A 21,827-nucleotide genomic window follows, 5' to 3' on the forward strand; every position below is an offset into this window, starting at 1 on the left:
CGCACCGATCATGGAGCGTCGGCAGACGGTTGGCTATTCCCTTAGTGCCGAGGATTATGGATTTTTTGCCGCGGTCGAGGTGCAAGCCGGGAGCGCCGCCTGCTTCCACTAGCCGACGTGAGTGCCGAAAATGAAATCGCTGGACTGGAGATTCGCGACGGCGACACCCTTGAGCAGGATCGTCTCGTGGCTATCCAGCGTAAGCAACGTGCCGCCATCCTGCGCGGCGGTCGGGGCAAGGTCGTTCAAGGAGCCGATGCCGCTGAACTGCCGTAGGTCGATCTTGTCGAGGCCGTACTCGAAATCATTCACGGTGTGCTGAACCGAATCCTGCGACGAGGCCGGTGCGAATACGAACTGATCCTTGGCACTGCCGCCGATCAGCGTATCACTCGACTCGGTCGCGAAAATGACGTCCTTGCCGGCGGTGCCTTGCAGGGTCATGCCCTGGCTCTCGGCCCCTTCGACGAAGATGAAGTTCACAGTGTCGGAGCGGCCGGCGGAGTCGGCAATGGTCAGCGTGATCTGATCGGTGGCGGGCAGCTCCGCCTCGGGATCAGCGCCGGTCGGCTCGTAGACGATGCCCGCGCCTTGCGCGAGGGCGGTGTTGATCTGCTCGAGCGTACCGGTCGTCGGATAAACACTGGCGAGGCTGACGTCCGGATTTGCGGTCGACAGCGTGACCGTGAAAGTGTCCGTCGCGGCGCCGGGATCGGTGTCGGTAATCATGAGATCGGTGATGATCTCGTTGCTGTTCTCGATGATGTGCTCGACCTGGAAGCTCTCGGTGTTGATGACCGGGCCTGCACCGTCGTCCGCACCGGTCACGTTCACCTTGAGCGTTGCCGTGTTGGTCGCACCATGGATGTCCGTGGTCTGGAGCGTGAACGTATCGACATACGAGCCGTCCGCCAAAGCATTGATCGCAGCATCATTTGGAACGTAGCTGTAGCTGCCGTTGGAATTGACCGTCAGCGAGCCGTAGAGTCCCGCGACCGTCGTGGCCGCCTGGTGATCTGAATTGAGGACGGCATAGGTCAGCGTCGCCGTCTCACCGCTGTCGGCGTCCGTCCCGGCCAGTTGCCCGGTGAGATTGGAGAAGGTGTCGTCGTCAGCGGTGTCCGTGAGCGGGCCGATGTGGAGATCGGACAGCGTCGGTGCGTCGTTCGTGCCGGTGACGTTGATGGTCACGACCGCGCTAGTTCCAAAGCCCTGAGCATCCGACGGAACGATGGTGTATTGCAGCGATAGCGTCTGACCAGCGGCGAGGAAGTCGAAGGCCTGGCCGGCCGAGTTGAACTGCCAGGTAAACTGGGCGTGGGTCGCCGTGCCGTTGAGAATGTCGCCGGACGGCACGGTCAGATAGTTCAGGAGATCGGCATGCGACAGCCCGCCGACGCTGCCCGTTTGCAACACGTTGTCGAGCTTAACCTGCACTGCATCGACCGATACCGTGACGTGATCGGTCGCGTCGACGTCGGAGACCGCCAGCACGCCATGCGAAAGCTGGCCGCCATTGGTCTCCATCAGATCGGCAAATGCGCCGCCCGGCCCGGAGGTCCCGCTGGCCCAATCCGCATCACCTTCAATGGCGAGGCTCTTGGTGGGGTTGACCGTATTGGAGGCCGTGCTCCCGCTGCCGTCGCCAAGCGTATAATAGGCGGCCAGATTGGCCTCGTTGCCGGTGAGCGCGGTGAAGTCGTACGACTGAATTTGCGCCTGCGTGAGTGCGGTGGTCCAGACGCTGACATCGGCGATCGAGCCGGTGAAGCCTTGCGTGCCGAAGCCCGGAGCGTACCTGCCGCTCGCCGCTCCGATCATCATGTAGGACGGTTCCTGAGCGCCAGCGATCGCGTTGACGCCGCCACTGTGGGAATAGACGACGTTGCCATCGACATAAAGCGTGAAGATGCCGTCGTCGCGCGTCAAGGCGAGGTTATGCCATTGCCCCGCAGTAAGCGCGAAGCCGGTATCCTGGATCTCGACGCCGCCCTCGAGAATCGCGATCTCCAGCTTGCCGCTGATGACGGTGCCCATGAGGCCGAAACCGGTGGTCGAGGTATTGCCATTGTAGAACAAGACCTGGCTGGCGGAGGCAGCGTCTCCGTTCCAGTTCACCCAGCCGTCCAGCGTCACGTCGTCGGTGGCGACCGTCGGTACGTCGCCGACCGCGATGGTCGCACCGTCGAAGTTCATGTAGTCCGACGTCACATAGGAGACGGTCGGCGCATCGTTGGTGCCGGTGATGGTGACGGTGACGTCTTGCGTGACCGTCGCGTTGTGATTGTCCTTGAAGGTGACGGTGTAGACCTGAGTTATGGTCTGCCCTTCCGCCAGCGACTGCAGCACGGGATCGCTGTTGTCGAGCGTGAAGTGCCAGTCGAGCGTCGCGCCGTTGCTGGTGTCGGCGTTGGATTCGGACACCGCGCCGATGGAGAAGGTGCCGATATTCGTGCTGTCGTCCTCGAATCCCGGCAGAGTTGAACTGACGGACGATGACTTGAACTGCACCTGCGCCGTATGGGTGTCGATCAGGTCAACGTCCTGGATCGCCAGCGTACCGCTGGTCGTCAGCGAGGCGCAGTCATCCTCGGTAACCGCACCCGTTGCCGCCTCGGGATCGCTCGTGATCGTCGGCGCGTCGTTGGCGCCGTTGATCGTGACAGTGACGTCCTGGGAGACCTGTGCACCGTGATCGTCAGTAAAGGTGACGGTGTAGACTTGGGTGATGGTCTGGCCATGCGCCAGCGATTGCAGCACCGCATTGTCGTTGTCGAGGCTGAAGTGCCAGCCCAGCGTCGCGCTGTTGTCGGTATCGGTGTTGAACTCCGCGACCTCGCAATCGATCGTGAAGGTGCCGAGCGGCGTATTACCATCGAAGCCCGGGAGATGCGCGTTCGACGTCGCCGACTTGAACACGGCTTCCGCGGTGTGGGTGTCGATCAGGTCGACATCCTGGATCGCCAGCGTGTCCTCGATCGAAAGCGTCGCGCAATCCTCGGTGACGGCTCCGGCGGCATCCGCGGCGCTGCTGGTGATCGTCGGCGCGTCATTGGCGCCGTTGATCGTGACGGTCACGTCCTGCGAAACCTGCGCGCCGTGGTCGTCGGTGAAGGTGACAGTGTAGACCTGGGTGATGGTCTGGCCCTTGGCCAGCGACTGAAGCACCGCGTTGTTGTTGTCGAGGCTGAAGTGCCAGCCCAGCGTCGCAACATTAATGGTGTCGGTGCTGAACTCCGAGACGTCGGTATCGATCGTGAACGTGCCGAGCGGCGCGCTGCCGTCAAAACCGGGCAGATGCGCGTTCGACGTCGCCGACTTGAATGCGGCCTGCGCGGTGTGGGTGTCGATCAGATCGAGATCCTGAATCGCAAGCGTGCCCTCGATCGACAGCGTCGCGCAGGCATCCTCGGTGACGCTGCCCTTTGCAGCGTCTGCATCACTCGTGATGGTCGGCGTGTCATTGGTGCCGGTGATGGTGACCGTGACGTCCCGGGTGACGGTGCCACCGTGATGGTCGTCGACGGTCACGGTGTAGACTTGGGTGATGGTCTGGCCCTCGGCCAGCGACTGCAGCACCGGATCGTTGTCGTCGATCGTGAAGGTCCAGCCGACTGATCCGCGGGAGCTTGCGCCCGGGCTTTGAATCACCGTTCCCAGCGCAAACGTGCCGATATGCGAGGTGCCGTTGCCGAAGCCGGGCAGATGCGCGTTCGACGTCGTCGACTTCAGGACGTAACTGGCAGTGTGCGTATCCGTGAGATCGGGGTCGTTGAAGGCGATGGTGCCGTTCGCCGTCAGGGTTGCCGCCGTATCCTCTGTCACCGCTCCGGTGGGCGTCGTCGAGTCCTCGACGATCGTCGGCAGGTCGTTGGTGCCCTCGACATTGACGTCCGCGCCGTTGATGGACACCGTGAGCGGCGTGCTGACGACACCGCCGTGACCGTCATCGACCTGCACCACGTAGTTGAGGATAAGCTTCTCGTCCTCGGCAAGAAAGTCAAAAAGATGGTCGGGAACGCTGTAGGTCCAAGTTGCCGTGCCGTTGTTGCCGTTGCCGGCTCCCTGAACAACGGTCAGGGGCACCTTGACAGCAGAGATCGCCGCGAGCTGCGCCGGCGTCAACGTCGCGGTGATGTCGTTGCCTTCCGCGTCGAGATATTTGAACGGCTGCGTGGACGAGAGTTCGGCGCTGACGATCGGCCGGTCCGTCAGATCGACGTCGGTGAAGGTGACCGTGCCGGTAATGACGTCGAGCGCCTCGTTGCCGGTCCCGACCTGCTCAATGACAGTGCCGCCCGATGTCGCGACGGTCGGCTTGTCGTTCGTTCCCGTTATCGTGATGGTGATCGGGATGAACTTGGACTCGGGGTTCACCGCGAAATTGGTGTCGACGCGGACCATGTAGGTCAGCGTCAGGGTTTCGCCAGCCGCGAGGAAATCGAAGACGTGGTCGGGGATCGTATAGGTCCAGACCGCCGAGCCGTTGTTGTTGTTGGCGGGGTCGGCGACGACACTGATCTGGATCTGCGTCGCCGCGATGTCCTGCTTCTGCAGCGCGGTGAGCGAACCGGTAACGTCCTGCTGGCCGGCATTCTTGTAGACGTAGTTCGGCGCCTCGGCGAGGCTCACGCTCACCGTCGGCAGGTCGCCGAGGTTTTGATCGAGGAATCTGATCAATCCGGAAATCGTGTCGGCGCGCGTATCGCCGGTGGTGTCCGCCCGTTCGGTCAGCGCGAACGCCGTCTTCACGTTGCCGGCGAGGTCGAAGCTTTGCGCGATCGGCTGATTGGGAATGCGGCCGGGCGTCGGCGTCGGCGTGTTGGAGCTTTCCTGCGTCTGCGGATTGAGATTGACGAATGTCGCGGTGGCGGTGGGGCCGGACGACGATTTGAGCAACACCTCATAGCCGAACGGCGTGATCGTATCGGTGTAGTTCGTGGTCAGCTTGGTGTTGGTGTTGTTGTCGGTGAACTTCAGCGTGAACACGTCCGTGATCAGCTTCTGCACCTCCGGCGACATCAGTGCATTGGTGATCGAGACGTTGCCGCCGCTGATCTGGATCATCTGGCCGGCCTGGTTGACCGTCGCGATCGGCAGCAGCGTGACCTTGTCGAACAGGATGTAGGAGCCGGTCGTGCCGTTCGGCTCGACCAGCACCTGGAAACTCGCCTGCGGCTGCGGATCGCCGCCGCCGGCGGGAACGACGAAGTTGATCTGGGTCAGCACCGCCGTGCCGCGGATGCCCATGGTGGCGACCGGCGTGTCGACCTTCATGTCGCCGCGCTTGGCGGTTTCGCCAGCGACGAAGGTGATGGTGCCCGCGACGAGGCTGAGCAGCGAGGAATTGTTCGACCCGTTGGGGTCGTAGACCATCTCGTTCAGCACCATCCGCGCGTTGGAGGACAGGCCGAACACGGTGCCGTCGATGAAGGTGATGCCGAGCGTCGAGTCGGAGCCGGTCGAGACCACGTCGCCCTTCTCGACGTTGTCGCCGTTATTCAGGATGACCGAGACGCCGTTGCGGATCGCGGTCGCGCTGCCCACGAGCTTAGTGACGTGACCGATGACCTGGCCCGCACCGGCACCGGGGGCGGCCTGGGCAACCTGGACATGGCCGGTGAGGGCGTTGACGACGTCGCCGCTGAGGTGGGCGCCGTCGGGCGAAGCGAGCGCGGCGCGCTTGTCGCCCCTGAAATAATCGTGAACGACGAATTCGTGGCCGTCGTGGGACAGCACGAGGTCGAGCCCGGCACGCTTGAACTCGCCGTTGAAGATCAGATTGGGGTCGGGAACAACGAACGCCCCGTCAGGCACATGGCCGTGCGCCTTGGCAATGAAGGGCTTGGCGGTAAAGGAATCGGCAAAGGCGGGCGAACTGGAACCCTGGCCGTCCAAAGACGTCGCGGCGTCAAATTTGCCAGCGTAATTCAACCGGGCACCGTAAAAAGGGTTAAAATCTAAGTAAGTATCGACCGCTTAAGCTTGCTTAGCATTACCAAGTCCTTAGCGAAACCATCTATTGCTTGTGTGATTTCGCGTCACTTGACCGTAAGAGCCTGCGCGGCGCGGCGCCCCTCCCAGAGGAGCGGAAGTCATTTTTCCGGAGCTTCCAAGTCGAAATAAGCTTAGATGCGCGCATTCCCCCTCACCCCAAGTCCTCTCAAGTAAAATGCGTAGAATGGATACTTGCGTTATCTTTTGTTCGTGACGCCCTGCAACATCCTGCAGCAAATACGACGTTAATTCTGTGACCTAACTAACAGAACCCGTGAAATAGCGGGCCGTTAGCCATAGGCGCCAGAATCGGCGGCCATCGCAACTTCTGCCCGCAATTGGTTCCATTTCGCGGCATCCAGGTCCCTCCTAGGCCCGAATCATAAAATTTTACGCAATTCGAGCGGGTCCGGTTCAGCCTGTCACCCGGTTTTGGAACCCCAGCCGACCGCGTTAAGCAGAACAAAATGGCCCGTCTCGCACTATCTCCACGAAAGCAACAAAGCCCGGCACGTCGAGATCGAGGGGGATCTCGTGAAGCCTGGGAAGGGGATGTCAGATGGAGACCGCTGCTCGCTCGCGCGCCTGGCGCGCAATCCTTGTCATGTGCGGCTTGATTCTGCTCGGATCGGCCGCCGAGCTTCGCGCCGGCACGCTGCTGTCGCCGGGCGCCGGCGTCCTCGTGCGCAAATCCGCCGAACCGTTCGGCGTGTTCGCCTTCGCCATCTCGTCCGGTGGCCTGCAACAGCGATGGTCCGCGCTGAAGGACAAGCTCGACGACGACATGGTGCAGCTCGCGCTGTGCGACGGCGACCGGGACAATTGCGCTTCACCGGCGGCTCTCGAGCTGCTCGCCATCGTCGACCACGCCCGCGCCCGCGACGGTCGCGCGCGGCTCGGCGAGGTCAACCGCGCCATCAATCTCGCCATCCATGCCGCCAATGATGGCACCGACGACGTCTGGAGCTCGCCGCTTTCGACCTTCGCGCGCGGGACCGGCGATTGCGAGGACTATGCCATCGCCAAGCTGGCCGCGCTGCGGCTGGCGGGAATTGCCTCTGAAGACCTCCGCATCGTCGTGGTGCGCGACATCAAGGCCAGCGAGGCGCACGCAATTGCCGCGGCAAAGCTCGACGGCCAATGGCTGATGCTTGACAATCGCCGCATGGCGATGGTCAGGGACGACGCGACGCGGAGCTATCAGCCACTGTTCGTGCTCCACCAGTCGGCCGTGCTGAAATATGTCGACGAGCCGGTGCAGGTCTCGATGGCGGCCGCGGTGGCGCGTTGATTGCTCGTAGCCCGGATGGAGCGCAGCGAAATCCGGGCCTCTTACCACTCGCACCGGCCCCGGATTAAGCTTGCGCTCCAACCGGGCTACAGACCTTCCACTGCTCGTCCCCACAAACCCATTTCACCGCGCAAGACCAGGCGCTAGCATGGCGCCTTCCGTGCGGGGGCGACTTGGAATGCGATTCATCGTGCTGTCTGTGCTTGCGCTGCTGGCATTGCCGGCTGTGCCCGCGTCCGCGCAATCCGACCGCGCGATTGCCGACAGGCTGCCGCTGTTTGCCAGGAATGACTGCCAGCTGATTCGCGACCCCGGCAACCAATTGTTCTGCGGTGATGCCGCGCTTGCCGCCGCCGCCGAGAAGCTGAGCATCGCGATCGAGGCGCGGCTCGCCCGCCTGCCGGATCGCCTGCCCGCTATCGAGGAGAATGCGATCTGGGTCCGCCAACGCAACCTCAGCTGCGGCATCGTCGGCCAGACCGCGATCCGCCCCGACCACTTCGAGGCGGTCAAGGCGTGCCTGCTCAAGGTCACCGAGGAGCGGGCCGCGATCGTTAGCGATCCGGATTTCGACTGCCTTGCGGCCAACACTGCTGCGGGCGCGGTGATCTGCGCAGACCCCTCGCTGACGCTTGCCGAAACCGAGCTCAACGGCCAGGTACTCGGCCTGATCGGCAAATTGGACCCGACTGCGGCACGCTTTGCCTTCGCCGAATATGGACGGTGGACGCGCGAGCGCGACCGCAAATGCAATCTGGTCGGCAAGGAGAACGTGCCGCTGCAGGAGCTGGAATCCGCGGAGGACTGTCTCGCCGAACATTTGAAGCGCAAGACAGACGAAATCCGCGCCGCGAAGGGCGATCCCAAAAAAGTGTTCGGCCGGCAGGTCGCGGCCCGCATTCCCGACGCCGACGCCGTCGATTTCTGCGCCGCGCGGATTCATGCGGCCAATTCCTGCGGCAACTTCCTGCGCATCAACCGCGTCTATGCGCTCGACAGCCAGGTGACCGAACAGGAGGCACTGGTCACGGGCGAAATCGAGATGGCCGTGCTCGCTCCCTTCACCGTGTGCAGCAGGATCGCCTCCATCTGCACCGGCACCTGCTGGGACGCCACGACGGGTCGGCCGCAGCAGGGAGCCGGCAACAAGACGCGCTCAGCAGACGTCTTCAACGTCTCGCGCCGGCTGCGGGTCCAGCGAACCTTCGCCTTCGTCAAAGCCGCCGACGGCTGGCGCTGCCGGGAAGACGAGCTCGCCCCGGTGAACGCGGGCACCGCGGGCGGGGGATCGTAGGGACTCTCCTCTGAGGGCAGGGCTATCGCATATGGTGTGAATAATGCTTCGGCGTCGGGACTGCGCTCCCTCCCCCGCTCGCGGGGGAGGGTTGGGGAGAGGGTGTCTCAGCGGCGGGATGGTCGAGAAATGCGGAGGCTGTCCCTGCGCGGCGAGAGCCCTCACCCGCCGCGCTCTGCGAGCGCGTCGGCCTCTCCCGCAAGCGGGAGAGGCGAACACGCATCAGAACATCAGATTGTCCTTCACCAGCACCCAGCGGCCGCCCTTGACCTGCTGCACCTGGGTGATGGTGTTGGCGAGGTGGTCGGTTTTGGAGAACTTGGTGGGCGGCGAGTTGAAGATGTCGAGGAATTTCTCGCCCGACTCGAGCGCATCGAGCATCTTCTGCCCGGTGAGATCCTTGCCGGCCTTGTTGGCGTAGAACGCAAACGTCATCATGGCATTGTAGCCGATGATGGCTTGCGTGTTGGCGTCGGCGTTGAACATCTTCTTGTAGTTGACGAGCCAATCCTTCACCTTGCCCTTGGCGGTGTCCTCATAAGGTATCTCGAAGCCGCTGGCGGCATAGAGACCCTCGACGGCGTCCTTGCCCAGCGCAGGAACCTCCATCACGTTCGTGGGGGTGGCCCCGAGGAAGGTGACGTCCCAGCCGAGCTTCTTGGCTTCGGTCATCGCCCCGATGGTCTCGCGCAGCACGGTGCCGAGCACGACGAGGTCGCAGCCATCTGACTTCATCTTGGCGATCTGCGCGCTGAAATCGGAGGCGCCGCGCTTGTAGCTCGTGATCGAGGCCGGCTGCGCCTTCATGGCAGTGAGCTGCTGATTGAAGCCATCGAGCACGTTCTTACCGTACTCGTCGTCCTGATGCATGATGCAGGGCTTCTTGAAGCCCTTCCACTCGATCATGTATTTCACCGCAGCCCGCGTGCTCTCGACATAAGGCAGCAAATTGTTGAACTTCAGGCGCTCCTGCGGTTTGGCCGGGTCGAACTTGAAGGTGAATTCGGCCGCCGTCAGCGGGAACAGCTGCAGGACACCGGCATCGAACAGGATGTCTTGCGCGGCGAGCACCGTCGGTGATCCCATCGGCCCCACCATCGCGAAGATCTTGTCGCGCTCGATCAGCTTTTGCGACGCCAGCACGGCCTTCTTCGGATCGTAGCCGCTGTCCTCGACGACCAGCCGGATCTTGCGGCCGTGAATTCCGCCGGCCGCATTGATCTCCTCGGCCGCCATCTTCATGCCGTTTGCGACCGGGACACCCCATCCCTTGATCGGACCCGATAGATCCTGGTGAGTGCCGATGACGATCTCGGTTGCCGAGATGCCCTCGTTGGTGACCTTGGTTTGCGCTGCGGCCGGCAGACAGGTGAGCACCACGGCACCCACAGCAAGGCCGAATGCGCTGAACGATTTCGACATTGACGTCTCCTCTCCTAAAGGCCCGTATTGCACGAAGGGCGGGGCCACAGCTCCTTCGCTTTCTCGAAATGGACCGACTCGTCACGCCACCGCACGCTCGCGATACATCGCCTCGATCTCGGCGGCGTAGCGCTTGTTCACGAAGCCGCGCTTCAGCTTCATGGTCGGCGTCAGCTCCTCGTCCTCGGGCGTGAGCTGGCGCTCGATCAGGTAGAACCTCTTGATGGTCTCGACGCGGGCAAAATTGCCGTTGACCTGCTCGATCTCGCGCCCGATCAGGTCCTGGATCTCCTTCGCCCGGCACAGGCTGGCATAATTGGTAAAGGGGATGTCGTGATCCTGGGCGAACTTCTCAACATTCTCCTGGTCAATCATCACGAGGCAGGTGAGATAGGGCCGCTTGTCGCCGATCACGACCGCGTCGGAGATGTAGGGCGAGAACTTGAGCTGGTTCTCGATCTCGGACGGCGTGATGTTCTTGCCGCCCGAGGTGATGATGATGTCCTTCATACGGTCGGTGATGCGGACGAAGCCCTCATTGTCGATGGTGCCGACGTCACCGGTGTGCAGCCAGCCGCGTGAATCGATCGTCTCTGCGGTCTTCTCCGGCTGGTTCAGATAGCCCATGAACAGGAAGTCGCCCTTGATCAGGATCTCGCCGGCGGGCGACAGCGCGACCTCGCCCCAGGGCACCGCGGTGCCGACCGATCCGAGCTTGATCTTGTCCGCGGGCATCATGGTTGCGACCCCGCAATTCTCGGTCTGACCGTAGACCTCGTGCATGTCGATGCCGAGCGCCAGATACCAGCGGATCAACTCCGGTGCGATCGGGGCTGCGCCGGTGAACGCGATGCGGCAGCGGTCGAGCCCGATCATGCGGCGGATGTTGCGGAACGCGACCAGGTAGGCGATGCGGTTGGCGATGCGCAGCGACAGCGGCACCGCCCTGCCCTCGAGCCGGCAATCGACCATGCGGTAGCCGATGCCGATGGCGCGGCGATAGACCCATTGCTGCAGCGGCGTTGCATCCTTCAGCGCGATGGTGATGGCGGAATAGAATTTTTCCCAGACGCGCGGCACCGCCAGAAAGGCGGTCGGCTGCACCTCGCGCAGATTGTCAGGCACGGTTTCCGGGCTTTCGGCAAAATTCATCACCGAGCCGAGCGCGACCGAGATGTAATAGCCGCCGATGCGCTCCGCGACGTGGCAGAGCGGCAGGAAGACCAGCCGGTCTTCGTCCTCTCGCGCGGGTATGAAGTCGTTGGCGTGCCGCATCTGGTGGGTGACGCTGCGGTTGGCGTGCATCGCGCCCTTGGGCGGACCGGTGGTGCCGGACGTATAGACGAGGATCGCGAGATCGCCGGCGCTGCGGCTGTCGATCATCTCCTGCCACAGCGCTTCGCGGCTGACCATGTGGTTGCGGCCGAGCGCGCGAAACTCGTCGAGCGACATCACCATGTCGTCGGAGAAACCGCTGAGGCCCTCCATGTCGAACACGATGATCTTCTGCAAGCTGGGGCACCGCGCGCGGCAGGTGAGAATCTTGTCGAGCTGCTCCTCGTCCTCGGCGAAGATCACCTTCGTGGCGGAGTCGTTGACGAGATATTCGACCTGGGACGAAGAATCGGTCGGATAGATTCCGCTGGAGACGCCGCCGGCGCACAATATGCCCATGTCGGCGTAGACCCATTCGGGCACGGCATTGGCGATGATGGAAGCGACCTCGCCGGGCATGAAGCCGACGGCGCGAAGCGCGTAGGCGATCTCTTTGGAGATCTCCAGCCATTCTCGCCAGCTCGTCGGCTGCCAGATGCCGAACTTCTTCTCGCGGATCGCCGGCCTGTCGCCCCGCGTCTCGGCGGCGCGCAAGAAGCTCTTCGCGATCGTATCAGCGACCGTCAGCACCGCCGGTCGGGCCATGCACCTCTCCTCCTTGTCGCCTTCCCTCCGCTGCCTGCCTTGCCGGCCGGTCTTTGCTCAACGTTGGGCAAGCTCATCTTACTGCCAGCTCGTCCTCACCGCCACGTCTTCTTCTTTTTCCAGCGCCGCTCGCCGCGCGCGCCGGCTTCCTTGGCGCCAAGGTAGAATTCCTGGATGTCCTGGGAATGCATCAAGCGGTCGCAGGTATCGTTCATCACGATACGGCCGATCTCCAGCACATAGCCGTAATGGGCGGTTTCCAGCGCCACCTTGGCGTTCTGCTCGACCAGCAGGATCGACATGCCCTGCTCCTCGTTCACCCGGCGGATGATGGTGAATATCTCCTTTACCAGCAGCGGCGACAGGCCGAGCGAGGGCTCGTCGAGCAAGAGCAGCGTCGGCCGGTTCATCAGCGCGCGCCCGATCGCGAGCATCTGCTGCTCGCCGCCGGAGAGCTGGCCCGCCGGCTGGTTGGTGCGCTCCTTCAGGCGCGGGAAATAGCCGTAGACGCGCTCCATATCCTCCGCGACGCCGTCCCGATCCTTGCGTGGATAGGCACCCATCATCAGGTTCTCGCGCACCGTGAGAAACGGGAACACCTCGCGCCCCTCGGGCACGTGGCTGAGGCCGAGGCGCACGATGCGGTCGGCCTCCATGCGCTGGATCGGCTTGCCCATGAACTCGATCGCGCCCTTCTGCGGATCGAGGATGCCGGAGATGGTCTTCAGCACGGTGGTCTTGCCGGCCCCGTTGGCCCCGAGCAGCGTGACGATGCGCCCGCGCGGCACCTCCAGCGAGATGCCGCGGATCGCCATGATCGGCCCGTAATAGCTCTCGATGTTGGAGAGCTTGAGGATGATATCCTGGGGCGCAGCGGCATCCATCGGTCAGGCTCCCAGATACGCGGCGACGACGTCGGGGTGCTGCTGCACTTCAGCGGGCGAGCCCATCGCCAGCACCCTTCCGTAGTTCAGTGCGATGACGCGATCGGAGACCCGGTTGACCAGCGACATGTCGTGCTCGACCATCAGCACGGTGATACCGAGCTCGGTCCTCATGTCCCGAATCCAGAACGACATGTCGCCGGTCTCCTCCACGTTGAGACCCGAGGACGGCTCGTCCAGCAGGATCAGCTTCGGCTCCGAGCATAGCGCGCGCGCCAGCTCGATCACCTTGCGCACGCCGTAAGGCAGGCCCGAGATCAGCTTGTCGCGATAGGGTTCGAGGTCGAGGAATTCGATGACCTGCTCGACCCGGCGGCGGTGAACCTTTTCGTTGGCTCGCACGCTCGGCAGGAACAAGAGCTCCTGCCACAGCTGCGTGGTCGAATGGCGGTGGCGGCCGACCAGAAGGTTCGACAGCACGGTCGCGTTCTCGAACAGCTCGATGTTCTGGAAGGTACGGGCGATGCCGAGCTTGGCGATGTCGTAGGGCGGCTGCTCGGTGATGTCCTGGTCCTCGAAGAAGATGCGGCCCGAGGTCGGCCGGTAGATCCGCGAGATCAGGTTGAAGATCGAGCTCTTGCCGGCTCCGTTCGGCCCGATGATCGAGAGGATCTCGCCCTTCTCCACCGCGAACGAGACCGCATCGACCGCCTTGAGGCCGCCGAAATGCAGCGACAGGTTCTCGGCGCGGAAATAGCTCATCGATTGCGCTCCGACTTCACGTAGATCTTCTGCCGCTTGAAGGTGGCGCGCTTGTAGAGCGGGAACAGCTGGAAGAAGAGCTTGATCTTGAGCCAGCGGCCGTAGAGCCCGAGCGGCTCGAACAGCACGAACAGCACGATGATGATGCCGTAGATCGCGCCCTTCAGGCCGTTGAGCGAGGCGAGGGCCGCGACCTTCGCCTCGATATTGCCCGCAGTCGCCGTGCCGGCGCCGAATGTCGCGGCAATGCCGGCGATGATGCCGGGCATGTCGTCCTTGAGATAGGTGAGGAACGGGTCGATCATCACGATGAAGATCGCGCCGAGCACGGCGCCGTGCAGGCTGAAGGTGCCGCCGATCAGGATGACGATGATGAACTCGATCGAGAGCTGAAGCGTGAACATCTCCGGCGAGATGAAGGAGAGCTTGTGCGCGAACAGGACGCCGGCAAAGCCGGTGATCGCGGCCGAGATCGCGAACGACTTCACCTTGTAGAGCGCGACATTGACGCCCATGCTGCGCGCCGCCGTCTCGGAATCGCGGATTGCGACGAACGCGCGGCCCGTCGGCGAACGCAGCAGATTGAGCGTGCCAACGATGGTCAGCACCAGCACGGCGAGGCAGAGGTAATAGAAGGTCGGGCTGTCGCGCGGCACGGCGACGCCGAGCAGCGACAGCGTCTTGACCCGCATGCCCTCGTTACCGTGGGTAACGCTTTCCCACCGCGCCAGGATCTCCTCCACGATCAGGGCAAACGAGATGGTGGCGATGACGAGATAGATGCCGGTGAGGCGCAGCGCCGGAAAGCCGACCATCGCGCCGATGATGCCGGTCAACAGCCCGGCGGCGAGGAAGTAGACGGGGAACGGCACGTTGTATTTCTGCAAGTACGCCGCCGTGTAGGCGCCGATCGCGAGGAACGCCGCGTGCCCAAGCGAGGCCTGGCCGGTGAAGCCGGTCAGAATCAGCAGCGCCACGCCGACGATCGCATAGATGCAGACGAAGACGAGCTGGCTCATCAGATAGCTGGAGAGCACGTGGGGCGCGATCAGCAGCAGCGCGAGCAGAACGCCGTAGGTGACGACGTAACCCGAATGCGGGAACAGCTTGATGTCGTCCTCGTAGTCGGTCTTGAACAGGAAGCGCATGGCGTTCAGACCTTCTTGCGGACGTGGAGGCCGAACAGGCCCTCGGGCTTCAGCAGCAGCACGGTCAGCAGCACGATGTAAGGCGCGGCGTCCTTCCAGCCCTCGGGCAGGTAAAAGCCGGCCATGCTCTCGATTACGCCGATCAGGACGCCGCCGACCACCGCGCCCGGGATCGAGCCGAAACCGCCGAGCACGGCGGCGGGAAATGCCTTCAGGCCGAGCACGAGGCCGACATTGGAGTGGATGAAGGTGATCGGCGCCAGCAGCACGCCGGCGCAGGTCGCAACCGCCGCGCTGATCGCCCAGACCACCGCCACCACGCGCTTGACCGGAATGCCCATGTAATAGGCCGCCAGCATGTTCTCGGAGCTGGCGCGCATCGCGGTGCCGAGCGTGGTCTTGTTGAAGAACAGCCAGAGCAGGGTGCACAGGATCATCGTCGCTGCGATCACCGAGAGCTTGTCGTAGGCGAGCACCAGCGAGCCCATGCGCAGCACGCCCTGGCTGAACGGCGTCTCGATCTTCAGGTCGTCGGTGCCCCAGATCATCCCGGCGACCGAACGCAGAAAATAGCCGAGACCGATCGTGACCATGATGATGGAGAACTGGGGATAGCCGAGGATCGGCCGCACGACCACGCGCTCGGCCAGCATGCCGAACAGCGCCATGGCGGCGACCGCACCGGCGAAGCCGATCCAGTAGTTCAGGCCCATCATGCCGATGAAGGTGAAGGCGAAGAAACCGCCCAGCATCATCAGATCGCCCTGGGCAAAATTGACGACTTCGGTGGCCTTGTAGACGAGCACGAAGCCGAGCGCGATCAGGCCGTAGACGCAGCCGAGCGCAACACCGCTGACCAGCTGCTGAACGAAATCCAGCATTGACGCGCGTCCTCCCCGATGCAACCGGCGTTCTTCGAGGCCGCCTTGCCGCATCTTGTGTCCAGTCGCTACGCAGTCGTTTCGCCGCATTAGCGTCATTTGTCCGGAATCAATTCAGCCTGAACGCCCGCGCGCTGTCAACAAACGGTGACTTGTCGGGATGCCTTGCCTTTAGTCCAATCCGGTTGGCGGAATTTGCGGCAGTGCGATTCACGGCGCCGAAACATCTTCGGGTCATGGTCGCGGGCGATGCAAACCGGATGGTGTGGCCGTCATGAAGCCGGACAACTCGGCCCTGGAAGTCCGAGGGTTAACGAAGCGTTTTGACCGTCTGGCGGTCGACAGCCTCGATCTCACCATTCACGCCGGCGAATTCTACGCGCTGGTCGGCCCCAATGGCGCCGGCAAGACCACCACTTTACGCATGGTTGCGGGCCTGCTCAGGCCCGATGCCGGCGCCGTCTCGATCTTCGGCATCGATGCCCTCCAAGACCCCGTCGCCGCCAAGCAGGTGATGGCCTGGGTCTCCGACGAGCCCATGATCTACGACAAGCTCACCCCGCTCGAATATCTCGAATTCGTCGCGGGCCTCTGGGGCATGGCGCCGTCGATCGCGCAACCGGCCGCCGAGGAACTGCTCGATTCGCTCGGCCTCGAGGCGCACCGCCACGAGCGCTGCGAGGGCTTTTCCAAGGGCATGCGCCAGAAGGTCGCTCTCGCAGGGGCGCTGGTGCACGATCCCAGCCTCATCATCCTCGACGAACCCTTGACGGGACTCGATGCGGTCTCCGCCCGCCATGTGAAGGGCCTGCTCAGCGCGCGTGTCCGCGCCGGCTGCACCGTCATCATGACCACGCATATCCTCGAAGTCGCCGAGCGCATGGCCGACCGCATCGGCGTGATCGCCTCCGGCCGCCTGGTCGCGGAAGGCACGCTCACCGAGCTGCGCCACCAGAACGGCCATGCCGACACCAGCCTGGAAGACCTCTTCATCGCGCTGGTGACGCTTCAGGAAGCGGCATGAGCTCGGCCACCGCGCTGTCCTGGTTTGCCCGCCACGAGCTGCGGCTCGCCTGGCGCGAATGGCTCGCCATGATGACGGGCGGGCGGCGCAAACAGGCCCGCGCGGCAATGATCGGCCTGGTGTGCTTCGCCGCGCTGCTCCACCTGCCGGCCTGGGCGGTGATCGGCCGTTTCGCCGACCTGCAGCTGCCGCTCGACAAATCCTCGCTGATCGTGATTTCGGCGACGATCTTTCTCGCCTGGACCTTGATGCTGTCTCAGGCGATCGAATCCGTGACGCGGGTATTCTACGCCCGCGCCGATCTCGACCTGATCATGTCCTCGCCGGCGCGGCTGGCCAATCTGTTCTCGGTCCGCATCGCCGCGATCGCGCTGACCGTCACTGTGCTGGCGCTGCTGTTCTCGACACCCTTCATCGACGTTCTGGTGATCGGCGGCGGCGCACGCTGGCTGGCGGCCTTCGGCGTCGTCATTGCGATGGGCCTGTCCGCGGCGGCGATCGCGATCGCCGTCACCATTCTCCTGTTCCGGTTGATCGGCCCGGCGCGGACGCGCCTGATCGCACAGATCCTCGCCGCCATCATCGGTGCGGGTTTCGTGATCGCGCTTCAAGTCGCCGCGATCATGTCCTACGGCACGCTGTCGCGCTTCACCATGCTGACCTCGGGCAGCGTTGCCGCCTACGCCCCCGACGTCGACAGCATCTGGTGGTGGCCGGCGCGGGCCGCGATGGGCGACAGCGAGGCGCTGGCGCTGCTTCTCGCGCTCGCGCTGGTCATGCTCGGCGGCGTGATGGCGATCTTCTCGCACCGCTTTGCCGACACCGCGATCGATGCGGCGGCCTACGCCACGTCGGGCCGCGTCCGTGCCAAGGAGCGCCCGTTCCGCCGCGAATCGCGCCAGCAGGCGCTGCGGCGCAAGGAGTTCATGCTGCTGTGGCGCGATCCCTGGCTGATCTCGCAGACCTTGATGCAGCTGCTCTATCTGGTGCCGCCGGCGCTGCTGCTCTGGCGCAATTTCGCCGACAGCTCCGCGGCCCTGACACTGATCACACCCGTCATCGTGATGGCGGCCGGACAGCTCGCCGGCGGGCTCGCCTGGCTGACGATCTCGGGCGAGGACGCGCCCGACTTGGTCGCGACCGCGCCCTTGATGCCGTCCGGCATCATCCGTGCCAAGATCGAGGTGGTGCTGATCGCGATTGCCGCAATCTTCGCTCCGCTGCTCGCGGCGCTGGCCTTTGCCTCGCCATCCCAGGCCGCAATCAGCGCGGTTGCGATCGTCATTAGCGCGGCCTCGGCGACCGCGATCCAGCTCTGGTTCCGGGTGCAGGCAAGGCGCAGCCAATTCCGGCGCCGGCAGACGTCCTCGCGGCTTGCGACCTTCGCCGAGGCCTTCTCCTCGATCGGCTGGGCCGCCACCGCCGCACTGCTGCTCGCCCTGCCACTGGCCGGCCTCATCAGCGGCCTGATTACCGCTAGCCTTGTCGCGGTCACCTGGAAGTTCAGCCCGAAGCGCGAGCAATAGGTGCGACACTGACGCGCTGTTGATCGCCCCCCATTGGCGAGGCTCCGCATTGCACGCTAGACTTCGCCGCGAAATCATCGGGGACGGATCCATGCGGCGACTGGTTTTGGCGGCTATCGCGCTGTTCGGCGCATTCCTGACCCCTACCTTGGCCCAGCAGCCACTGCGCAGCGAATGCCTGGCGATGGCCAATGCGGCGCCGCGGATCATGCCGGTCGTCTTCAGGCAGGCTGCAGCTGCGGCCGAGGTCGAGATCACCTATGCCGGCCACTCCACTTATTTCATCGACACGCCCGCCGGCTTGCGCATCGCGACCGACTATAGCGGCGCCTACCAGGTCGGGCGACTGCCCGATGTCGTCACCATGAACCGGGCGCACAGCACCCATTACACTCTCTTTCCGGACAAGCGCATTCCCCACGTGCTGCATGGCTGGAGCGAAGACGGCAAGCCGGCGATCGTGTCGCAGCGCATCAGCGACACCTTCATCCGCAACGTCACCACCGATATCCGCCGCTATTTCGCCGACGATGCCGGCAGCGACATGATCCGCGACGGCAATTCCATCTTCATCTTCGAGGCGGCCGGCCTCTGCATAGGCCATCTCGGCCACCTGCATCACAAGCTCGACGACAGCCATTTTGCGCAGATCGGGCGGCTCGACATCGTGATGGTGCCGATCGACGGCACCTATACCATGTCGCTCGACGGCATTTCCGAGATCACCAAGCGGCTGCGCGCCTCCGTGGTGCTGCCGATGCACCGCTTCGCCACCCCGCTCGACGACTTCATGCGCCGGATCGGCCAGCAGTTCGAGATCGACCGGCGCGTCGAGCGCTCGTTCCGGATGTCGCGGGATACGCTGCCGACGAAGCCGACGGTGATCATCCTCGACGGGGTCTGACTCAGAACCGGAACGCATCACCCGTCAACGACTTGGTTGCTCCAAGACCCACCTCAGTCGGAGCAATCATGAGCAGACGGTTCCTGGTCATCGGCTCGTTTGCGGCCATCTATCTCCTGTGGGGTTCCACCTATTTCGCCATCACGCTGGGCTTGCAATCGATACCGCCGTTTCTGCTGATGGCAGTTCGATCGTTATGCGGCGGCATGATCTTGCTCGCCTTCAGCGGCAGGCATGTCGCGAATACCCCGGGCCGGACATGGTTGCAGGCAGGCCTTTGCGGGCTGCTTTTCTTCGTCGGCTGCCACGGCGTTCTCGCCTTCGCACAACAATCAGTTCCGTCCGGCGTGGCCGCCATCGTGCTCGCCACGATTCCGTTCTGGATCCTTCTGGCGGACACGTTCTTTCCGGGCGATCAGCGCCCGCGGCCGATCGCGCTGCTCGCGCTCATCCCCGGCTTCGTGGGCGTCGGGCTCGTGGCATGGCAAAATGCCGAGCAGGCCGGCATCAGCATGCTTCCGATCGTCTGGCTGCTGGCTGCGGCGCTGTCGTGGTCGATCGGCACCGTGCTGTCGCGCAGCATGTCGCATCAAGCATCCGCGATCGCGCTGTCTGGCATGCAGCTATCGATCGGGGGCGCCGTGTTGTTCGCGATCAGCTGGCTGACGGGCGAACTGGAGAGCTTTAGACCGAGCGAGGTCTCGATGACGTCCGTTGCAGCAGCTCTTTGGCTGATCGTCTCCGGCAGCGTCATCGGCTTCGCCGCCTACAATTGGCTGCTCGAGAATGTCTCGACCTCCCTGGTCTCGACCTACACATTCGTCAATCCGGTCATCGCGGTGCTGCTCGGCACCCTCGTGCTCGGAGAGCCATTCTCTCGCATGATGCTCGTGGGCGCGAGTCTCGTCATTGTCGCCGTTGTCGCCATCTGGCGTGCTGAGAGCTCGAGCAATCGGTCGACGCAGGCGGAGGCCGATCGTCCCATGAGACATCTGTCGCTGCGCAAGACCTGACGACCGACGGCAATTTTCTCCAAGTCGCCCGCGGCTCATCCGTGCTGAATCCTCCGCAGCAGGAGAGCAACATGAACGACTTTGCGAGACTTCTTCACGCCAGCGCACCGCATCCCGAGCACGCGGCCGCGCTTCAGCTCTACGGCCGTTTCGTCGGCGACTGGGACGCCGAGATCACCGCCTTTGGACCGGACGGCAGAAGCCACACCGCGCCGGGCGAAATCCATTTCGGCTGGGTGCTGGAAGGCCGTGCGGTGCAGGACGTCTGGATCATTCCCCGGCCGGCGGGCAGCGCAGCCTTTCCGATCGCCGGCAATTGGTACGGCACCACGCTGCGCGTCTACGATCCGGCCATGGATGCGTGGCGGATTTCCTGGTTCGATCCGGGCCGCCGTGTGTTCCGGCAGCAGATCGGCCGTCCCCGCGGCGAGGACATCGTGCAGGAAGGCACGACCGAATCCGGCGAGCTGACGCGCTGGAGCTTTACTGAGATTACCGGGGACTCCTTCCTTTGGCGTGGGGAGGTCAAGCCGGCCACGGCAGCGGACTGGCGGCTGATGGTCGAAGTGAGAGCGAGACGGCGGACGGGCTGACGAGCATACCGCATTGCTCGTGATGATGGGTGCGGTTGCGCAAGGCGCGCTGCTGCATGCGGAAATGAGGTGCTAGGCTCCCGACACAAAACATCAGGGAGCGAAGGCCGATGGCAGCAAGCGGTGTGCCCGCCAACACGAGCGGGCTGTTCGTCGATCCGCGTGAGGACTGGCTCGCGCTGCATCGGGAGGAGATCATCGATCCCTTGCGGCCGATCGTCGATCCCCATCACCATCTGTGGAATCGCGGGCACCGCTATCTGATCGAGGAGATGGCCGCCGACATCGCCTCCGGCCACAACGTCATCGCCACCGTCTATGTCGACTGCCGCTCGATGTACCGCGCGCATGGGCCGGAATCATTCCGCCCCGTGGGCGAGGTCGAGTTCGCCAACGGCGTCGCCGCCATGAGCGCGAGCGGTGGCTACGGCAAGGCCGCGATCTGCGCCGGCATCGTCAGCCATGCCAATCTGCTGCTCGGCGACGCCGCGAAGGGCGTGCTGGAAGCCGAGATCGCCGCAGGCAACGGCCGCTTTCGCGGCATCCGGCATTCTTCGGCCTGGGACGAAGATCCTGTCGTCGCCGGCATGTATGCGAAAAGGCCGAAGGGATTGTTGCAGGACCCGACCTTCCGCAAAGGCTTTGCCTGCCTCGCCCCCCTCAAGCTCAGCTTCGATGCCTGGCTGTTCCACCCGCAGATCGGTGAGCTCACGGCGCTGGCGCACGCCTTCCCCGACACCAGGATTGTGCTCGACCATTGCGGCGGCCCGGTCGGAACCGGCCGCTTCGCGGGCCGGCGCGAGGAGGTGTTTGCGCAATGGCGCGCCTCGATCCGGGAGATCGCGACATGCGAGAACGTGGTGGTGAAGCTCGGTGGTCTCGCGATGTGCCTGCTTGGTTACGACTTCCATTTGCGCGAGAGGCCGCCGACATCCGAGGAGCTGGCTGCGGCCTGGCGGCCCTATGTCGAGACCTGCATCGAGGCGTTCGGCCCGAAGCGCGCGATGTTCGAAAGCAACTTCCCCCCGGACAAGGGCCAGTGCAGCTACCAGGTGATCTTCAACGCCTTCAAGCGTATCACTTCAAAGCTGAGCGAGGCCGACAAGACGGCGTTGTTCTCGCAGACCGCGATCGACGTCTACCGGCTCGAGCTGCCGTCATGATGAAA

At 63.7% G+C, this 21,827-nt stretch carries 15 protein-coding genes; 8 read left to right on the forward strand and 7 right to left on the reverse strand.

The window, feature by feature from the left end; all coding sequences use genetic code 11:
• Positions 1-108 precede the first annotated feature (108 nt).
• Positions 109-5,934, reverse strand: a complete 5,826-nt coding sequence (locus ACM43_RS32930; protein ID WP_442869361.1) for a VCBS domain-containing protein — start codon at positions 5,932-5,934, stop codon at positions 109-111.
• 622 nt (positions 5,935-6,556) lie between these two features.
• Between ACM43_RS32930 and ACM43_RS32935 the strand changes: the two genes are divergently transcribed.
• Positions 6,557-7,288, forward strand: a complete 732-nt coding sequence (locus ACM43_RS32935) for a transglutaminase-like cysteine peptidase (RefSeq protein ID WP_271545794.1) — start codon at positions 6,557-6,559, stop codon at positions 7,286-7,288.
• A gap of 178 nt (positions 7,289-7,466) precedes the next feature.
• Positions 7,467-8,582 carry a lysozyme inhibitor LprI family protein gene (locus ACM43_RS32940; protein ID WP_271545796.1) on the forward strand — a complete coding sequence of 372 codons (1,116 nt, stop codon included), beginning with the start codon at positions 7,467-7,469 and terminating at the stop codon, positions 8,580-8,582.
• Positions 8,583-8,804: 222 nt separating this feature from the next.
• Here the strand turns inward: ACM43_RS32940 and ACM43_RS32945 are convergent, their stop codons facing one another.
• From ACM43_RS32945 to ACM43_RS32970, 6 genes are all read right to left on the reverse strand, one after another.
• Positions 8,805-10,004, reverse strand: a complete 1,200-nt coding sequence (locus tag ACM43_RS32945; protein ID WP_035997612.1) for an ABC transporter substrate-binding protein — start codon at positions 10,002-10,004, stop codon at positions 8,805-8,807.
• An 81-nt stretch (positions 10,005-10,085) separates the two neighbouring features.
• Positions 10,086-11,924, reverse strand: a complete 1,839-nt coding sequence (locus ACM43_RS32950; RefSeq protein WP_271545798.1) for an AMP-dependent synthetase/ligase — start codon at positions 11,922-11,924, stop codon at positions 10,086-10,088.
• Between the two features lie 95 nt (positions 11,925-12,019).
• Positions 12,020-12,808 carry an ABC transporter ATP-binding protein gene (locus tag ACM43_RS32955; RefSeq protein ID WP_271545800.1) on the reverse strand — a complete coding sequence of 263 codons (789 nt, stop codon included), beginning with the start codon at positions 12,806-12,808 and terminating at the stop codon, positions 12,020-12,022.
• Positions 12,809-12,811: 3 nt separating this feature from the next.
• The gene (locus ACM43_RS32960) at positions 12,812-13,570 is read right to left on the reverse strand and encodes an ABC transporter ATP-binding protein (protein ID WP_035997604.1); all 759 of its coding nucleotides are present in this window, start codon (positions 13,568-13,570) and stop codon (positions 12,812-12,814) included.
• Positions 13,567-14,718, reverse strand: a complete 1,152-nt coding sequence (locus ACM43_RS32965) for a branched-chain amino acid ABC transporter permease (protein WP_271545802.1) — start codon at positions 14,716-14,718, stop codon at positions 13,567-13,569. Before ACM43_RS32965 ends, ACM43_RS32960 begins: the two co-directional genes overlap by 4 nt.
• Positions 14,719-14,723: 5 nt before the next feature.
• Complete coding sequence (locus tag ACM43_RS32970; protein ID WP_036021277.1) at positions 14,724-15,599, reverse strand: branched-chain amino acid ABC transporter permease; 876 nt, start codon at positions 15,597-15,599, stop codon at positions 14,724-14,726.
• Positions 15,600-15,873: 274 nt separating this feature from the next.
• Here ACM43_RS32970 and ACM43_RS32975 point away from each other — a divergent pair, with 274 nt between their 5' ends.
• From ACM43_RS32975 to ACM43_RS33000, 6 genes are all read left to right on the forward strand, one after another.
• On the forward strand, positions 15,874-16,623 hold the full coding sequence (locus tag ACM43_RS32975) for an ABC transporter ATP-binding protein (protein WP_271545805.1): 750 nt from the start codon (positions 15,874-15,876) through the stop codon (positions 16,621-16,623).
• Positions 16,620-18,149 carry a permease gene (locus ACM43_RS32980; RefSeq protein WP_271545807.1) on the forward strand — a complete coding sequence of 510 codons (1,530 nt, stop codon included), beginning with the start codon at positions 16,620-16,622 and terminating at the stop codon, positions 18,147-18,149. Before ACM43_RS32975 ends, ACM43_RS32980 begins: the two co-directional genes overlap by 4 nt.
• Before the next feature lie 91 nt (positions 18,150-18,240).
• Positions 18,241-19,053 (forward strand): MBL fold metallo-hydrolase, encoded by an 813-nt coding sequence (locus ACM43_RS32985; RefSeq protein WP_271545809.1) that lies wholly within the window; start codon positions 18,241-18,243, stop codon positions 19,051-19,053.
• Between the two features lie 68 nt (positions 19,054-19,121).
• Positions 19,122-20,066 (forward strand): EamA family transporter, encoded by a 945-nt coding sequence (locus ACM43_RS32990; RefSeq protein WP_271545811.1) that lies wholly within the window; start codon positions 19,122-19,124, stop codon positions 20,064-20,066.
• A 71-nt stretch (positions 20,067-20,137) separates the two neighbouring features.
• Positions 20,138-20,659 carry a hypothetical protein gene (locus ACM43_RS32995; RefSeq protein WP_157283012.1) on the forward strand — a complete coding sequence of 174 codons (522 nt, stop codon included), beginning with the start codon at positions 20,138-20,140 and terminating at the stop codon, positions 20,657-20,659.
• Between the two features lie 110 nt (positions 20,660-20,769).
• Positions 20,770-21,822 carry an amidohydrolase family protein gene (locus ACM43_RS33000; protein ID WP_157283014.1) on the forward strand — a complete coding sequence of 351 codons (1,053 nt, stop codon included), beginning with the start codon at positions 20,770-20,772 and terminating at the stop codon, positions 21,820-21,822.
• Positions 21,823-21,827 lie beyond the last annotated feature (5 nt).

Origin of the sequence: Bradyrhizobium sp. CCBAU 45321, assembly GCF_028128975.1 — a bacterium.
Classification (GTDB): domain Bacteria; phylum Pseudomonadota; class Alphaproteobacteria; order Rhizobiales; family Xanthobacteraceae; genus Bradyrhizobium; species Bradyrhizobium yuanmingense.

Excerpts from the sequence above, each read along its gene's own strand:
- ACM43_RS32935 (WP_271545794.1), top strand. The coding sequence starts at position 6,557 with ATGGAGACCGCTGCTCGCTCGCGCGCCTGGCGCGCAATCCTTGTCATG.
- ACM43_RS32940 (WP_271545796.1), top strand. The coding sequence starts at position 7,467 with ATGCGATTCATCGTGCTGTCTGTGCTTGCGCTGCTGGCATTGCCGGCT.
- ACM43_RS32945 (WP_035997612.1), bottom strand. The coding sequence starts at position 10,004 with ATGTCGAAATCGTTCAGCGCATTCGGCCTTGCTGTGGGTGCCGTGGTG.
- ACM43_RS32950 (WP_271545798.1), bottom strand. The coding sequence starts at position 11,924 with ATGGCCCGACCGGCGGTGCTGACGGTCGCTGATACGATCGCGAAGAGC.
- ACM43_RS32955 (WP_271545800.1), bottom strand. The coding sequence starts at position 12,808 with ATGGATGCCGCTGCGCCCCAGGATATCATCCTCAAGCTCTCCAACATC.
- ACM43_RS32960 (WP_035997604.1), bottom strand. The coding sequence starts at position 13,570 with ATGAGCTATTTCCGCGCCGAGAACCTGTCGCTGCATTTCGGCGGCCTC.
- ACM43_RS32965 (WP_271545802.1), bottom strand. The coding sequence starts at position 14,718 with ATGCGCTTCCTGTTCAAGACCGACTACGAGGACGACATCAAGCTGTTC.
- ACM43_RS32970 (WP_036021277.1), bottom strand. The coding sequence starts at position 15,599 with ATGCTGGATTTCGTTCAGCAGCTGGTCAGCGGTGTTGCGCTCGGCTGC.
- ACM43_RS32975 (WP_271545805.1), top strand. The coding sequence starts at position 15,874 with ATGAAGCCGGACAACTCGGCCCTGGAAGTCCGAGGGTTAACGAAGCGT.
- ACM43_RS32980 (WP_271545807.1), top strand. The coding sequence starts at position 16,620 with ATGAGCTCGGCCACCGCGCTGTCCTGGTTTGCCCGCCACGAGCTGCGG.
- ACM43_RS32985 (WP_271545809.1), top strand. The coding sequence starts at position 18,241 with ATGCGGCGACTGGTTTTGGCGGCTATCGCGCTGTTCGGCGCATTCCTG.
- ACM43_RS32990 (WP_271545811.1), top strand. The coding sequence starts at position 19,122 with ATGAGCAGACGGTTCCTGGTCATCGGCTCGTTTGCGGCCATCTATCTC.
- ACM43_RS32995 (WP_157283012.1), top strand. The coding sequence starts at position 20,138 with ATGAACGACTTTGCGAGACTTCTTCACGCCAGCGCACCGCATCCCGAG.
- ACM43_RS33000 (WP_157283014.1), top strand. The coding sequence starts at position 20,770 with ATGGCAGCAAGCGGTGTGCCCGCCAACACGAGCGGGCTGTTCGTCGAT.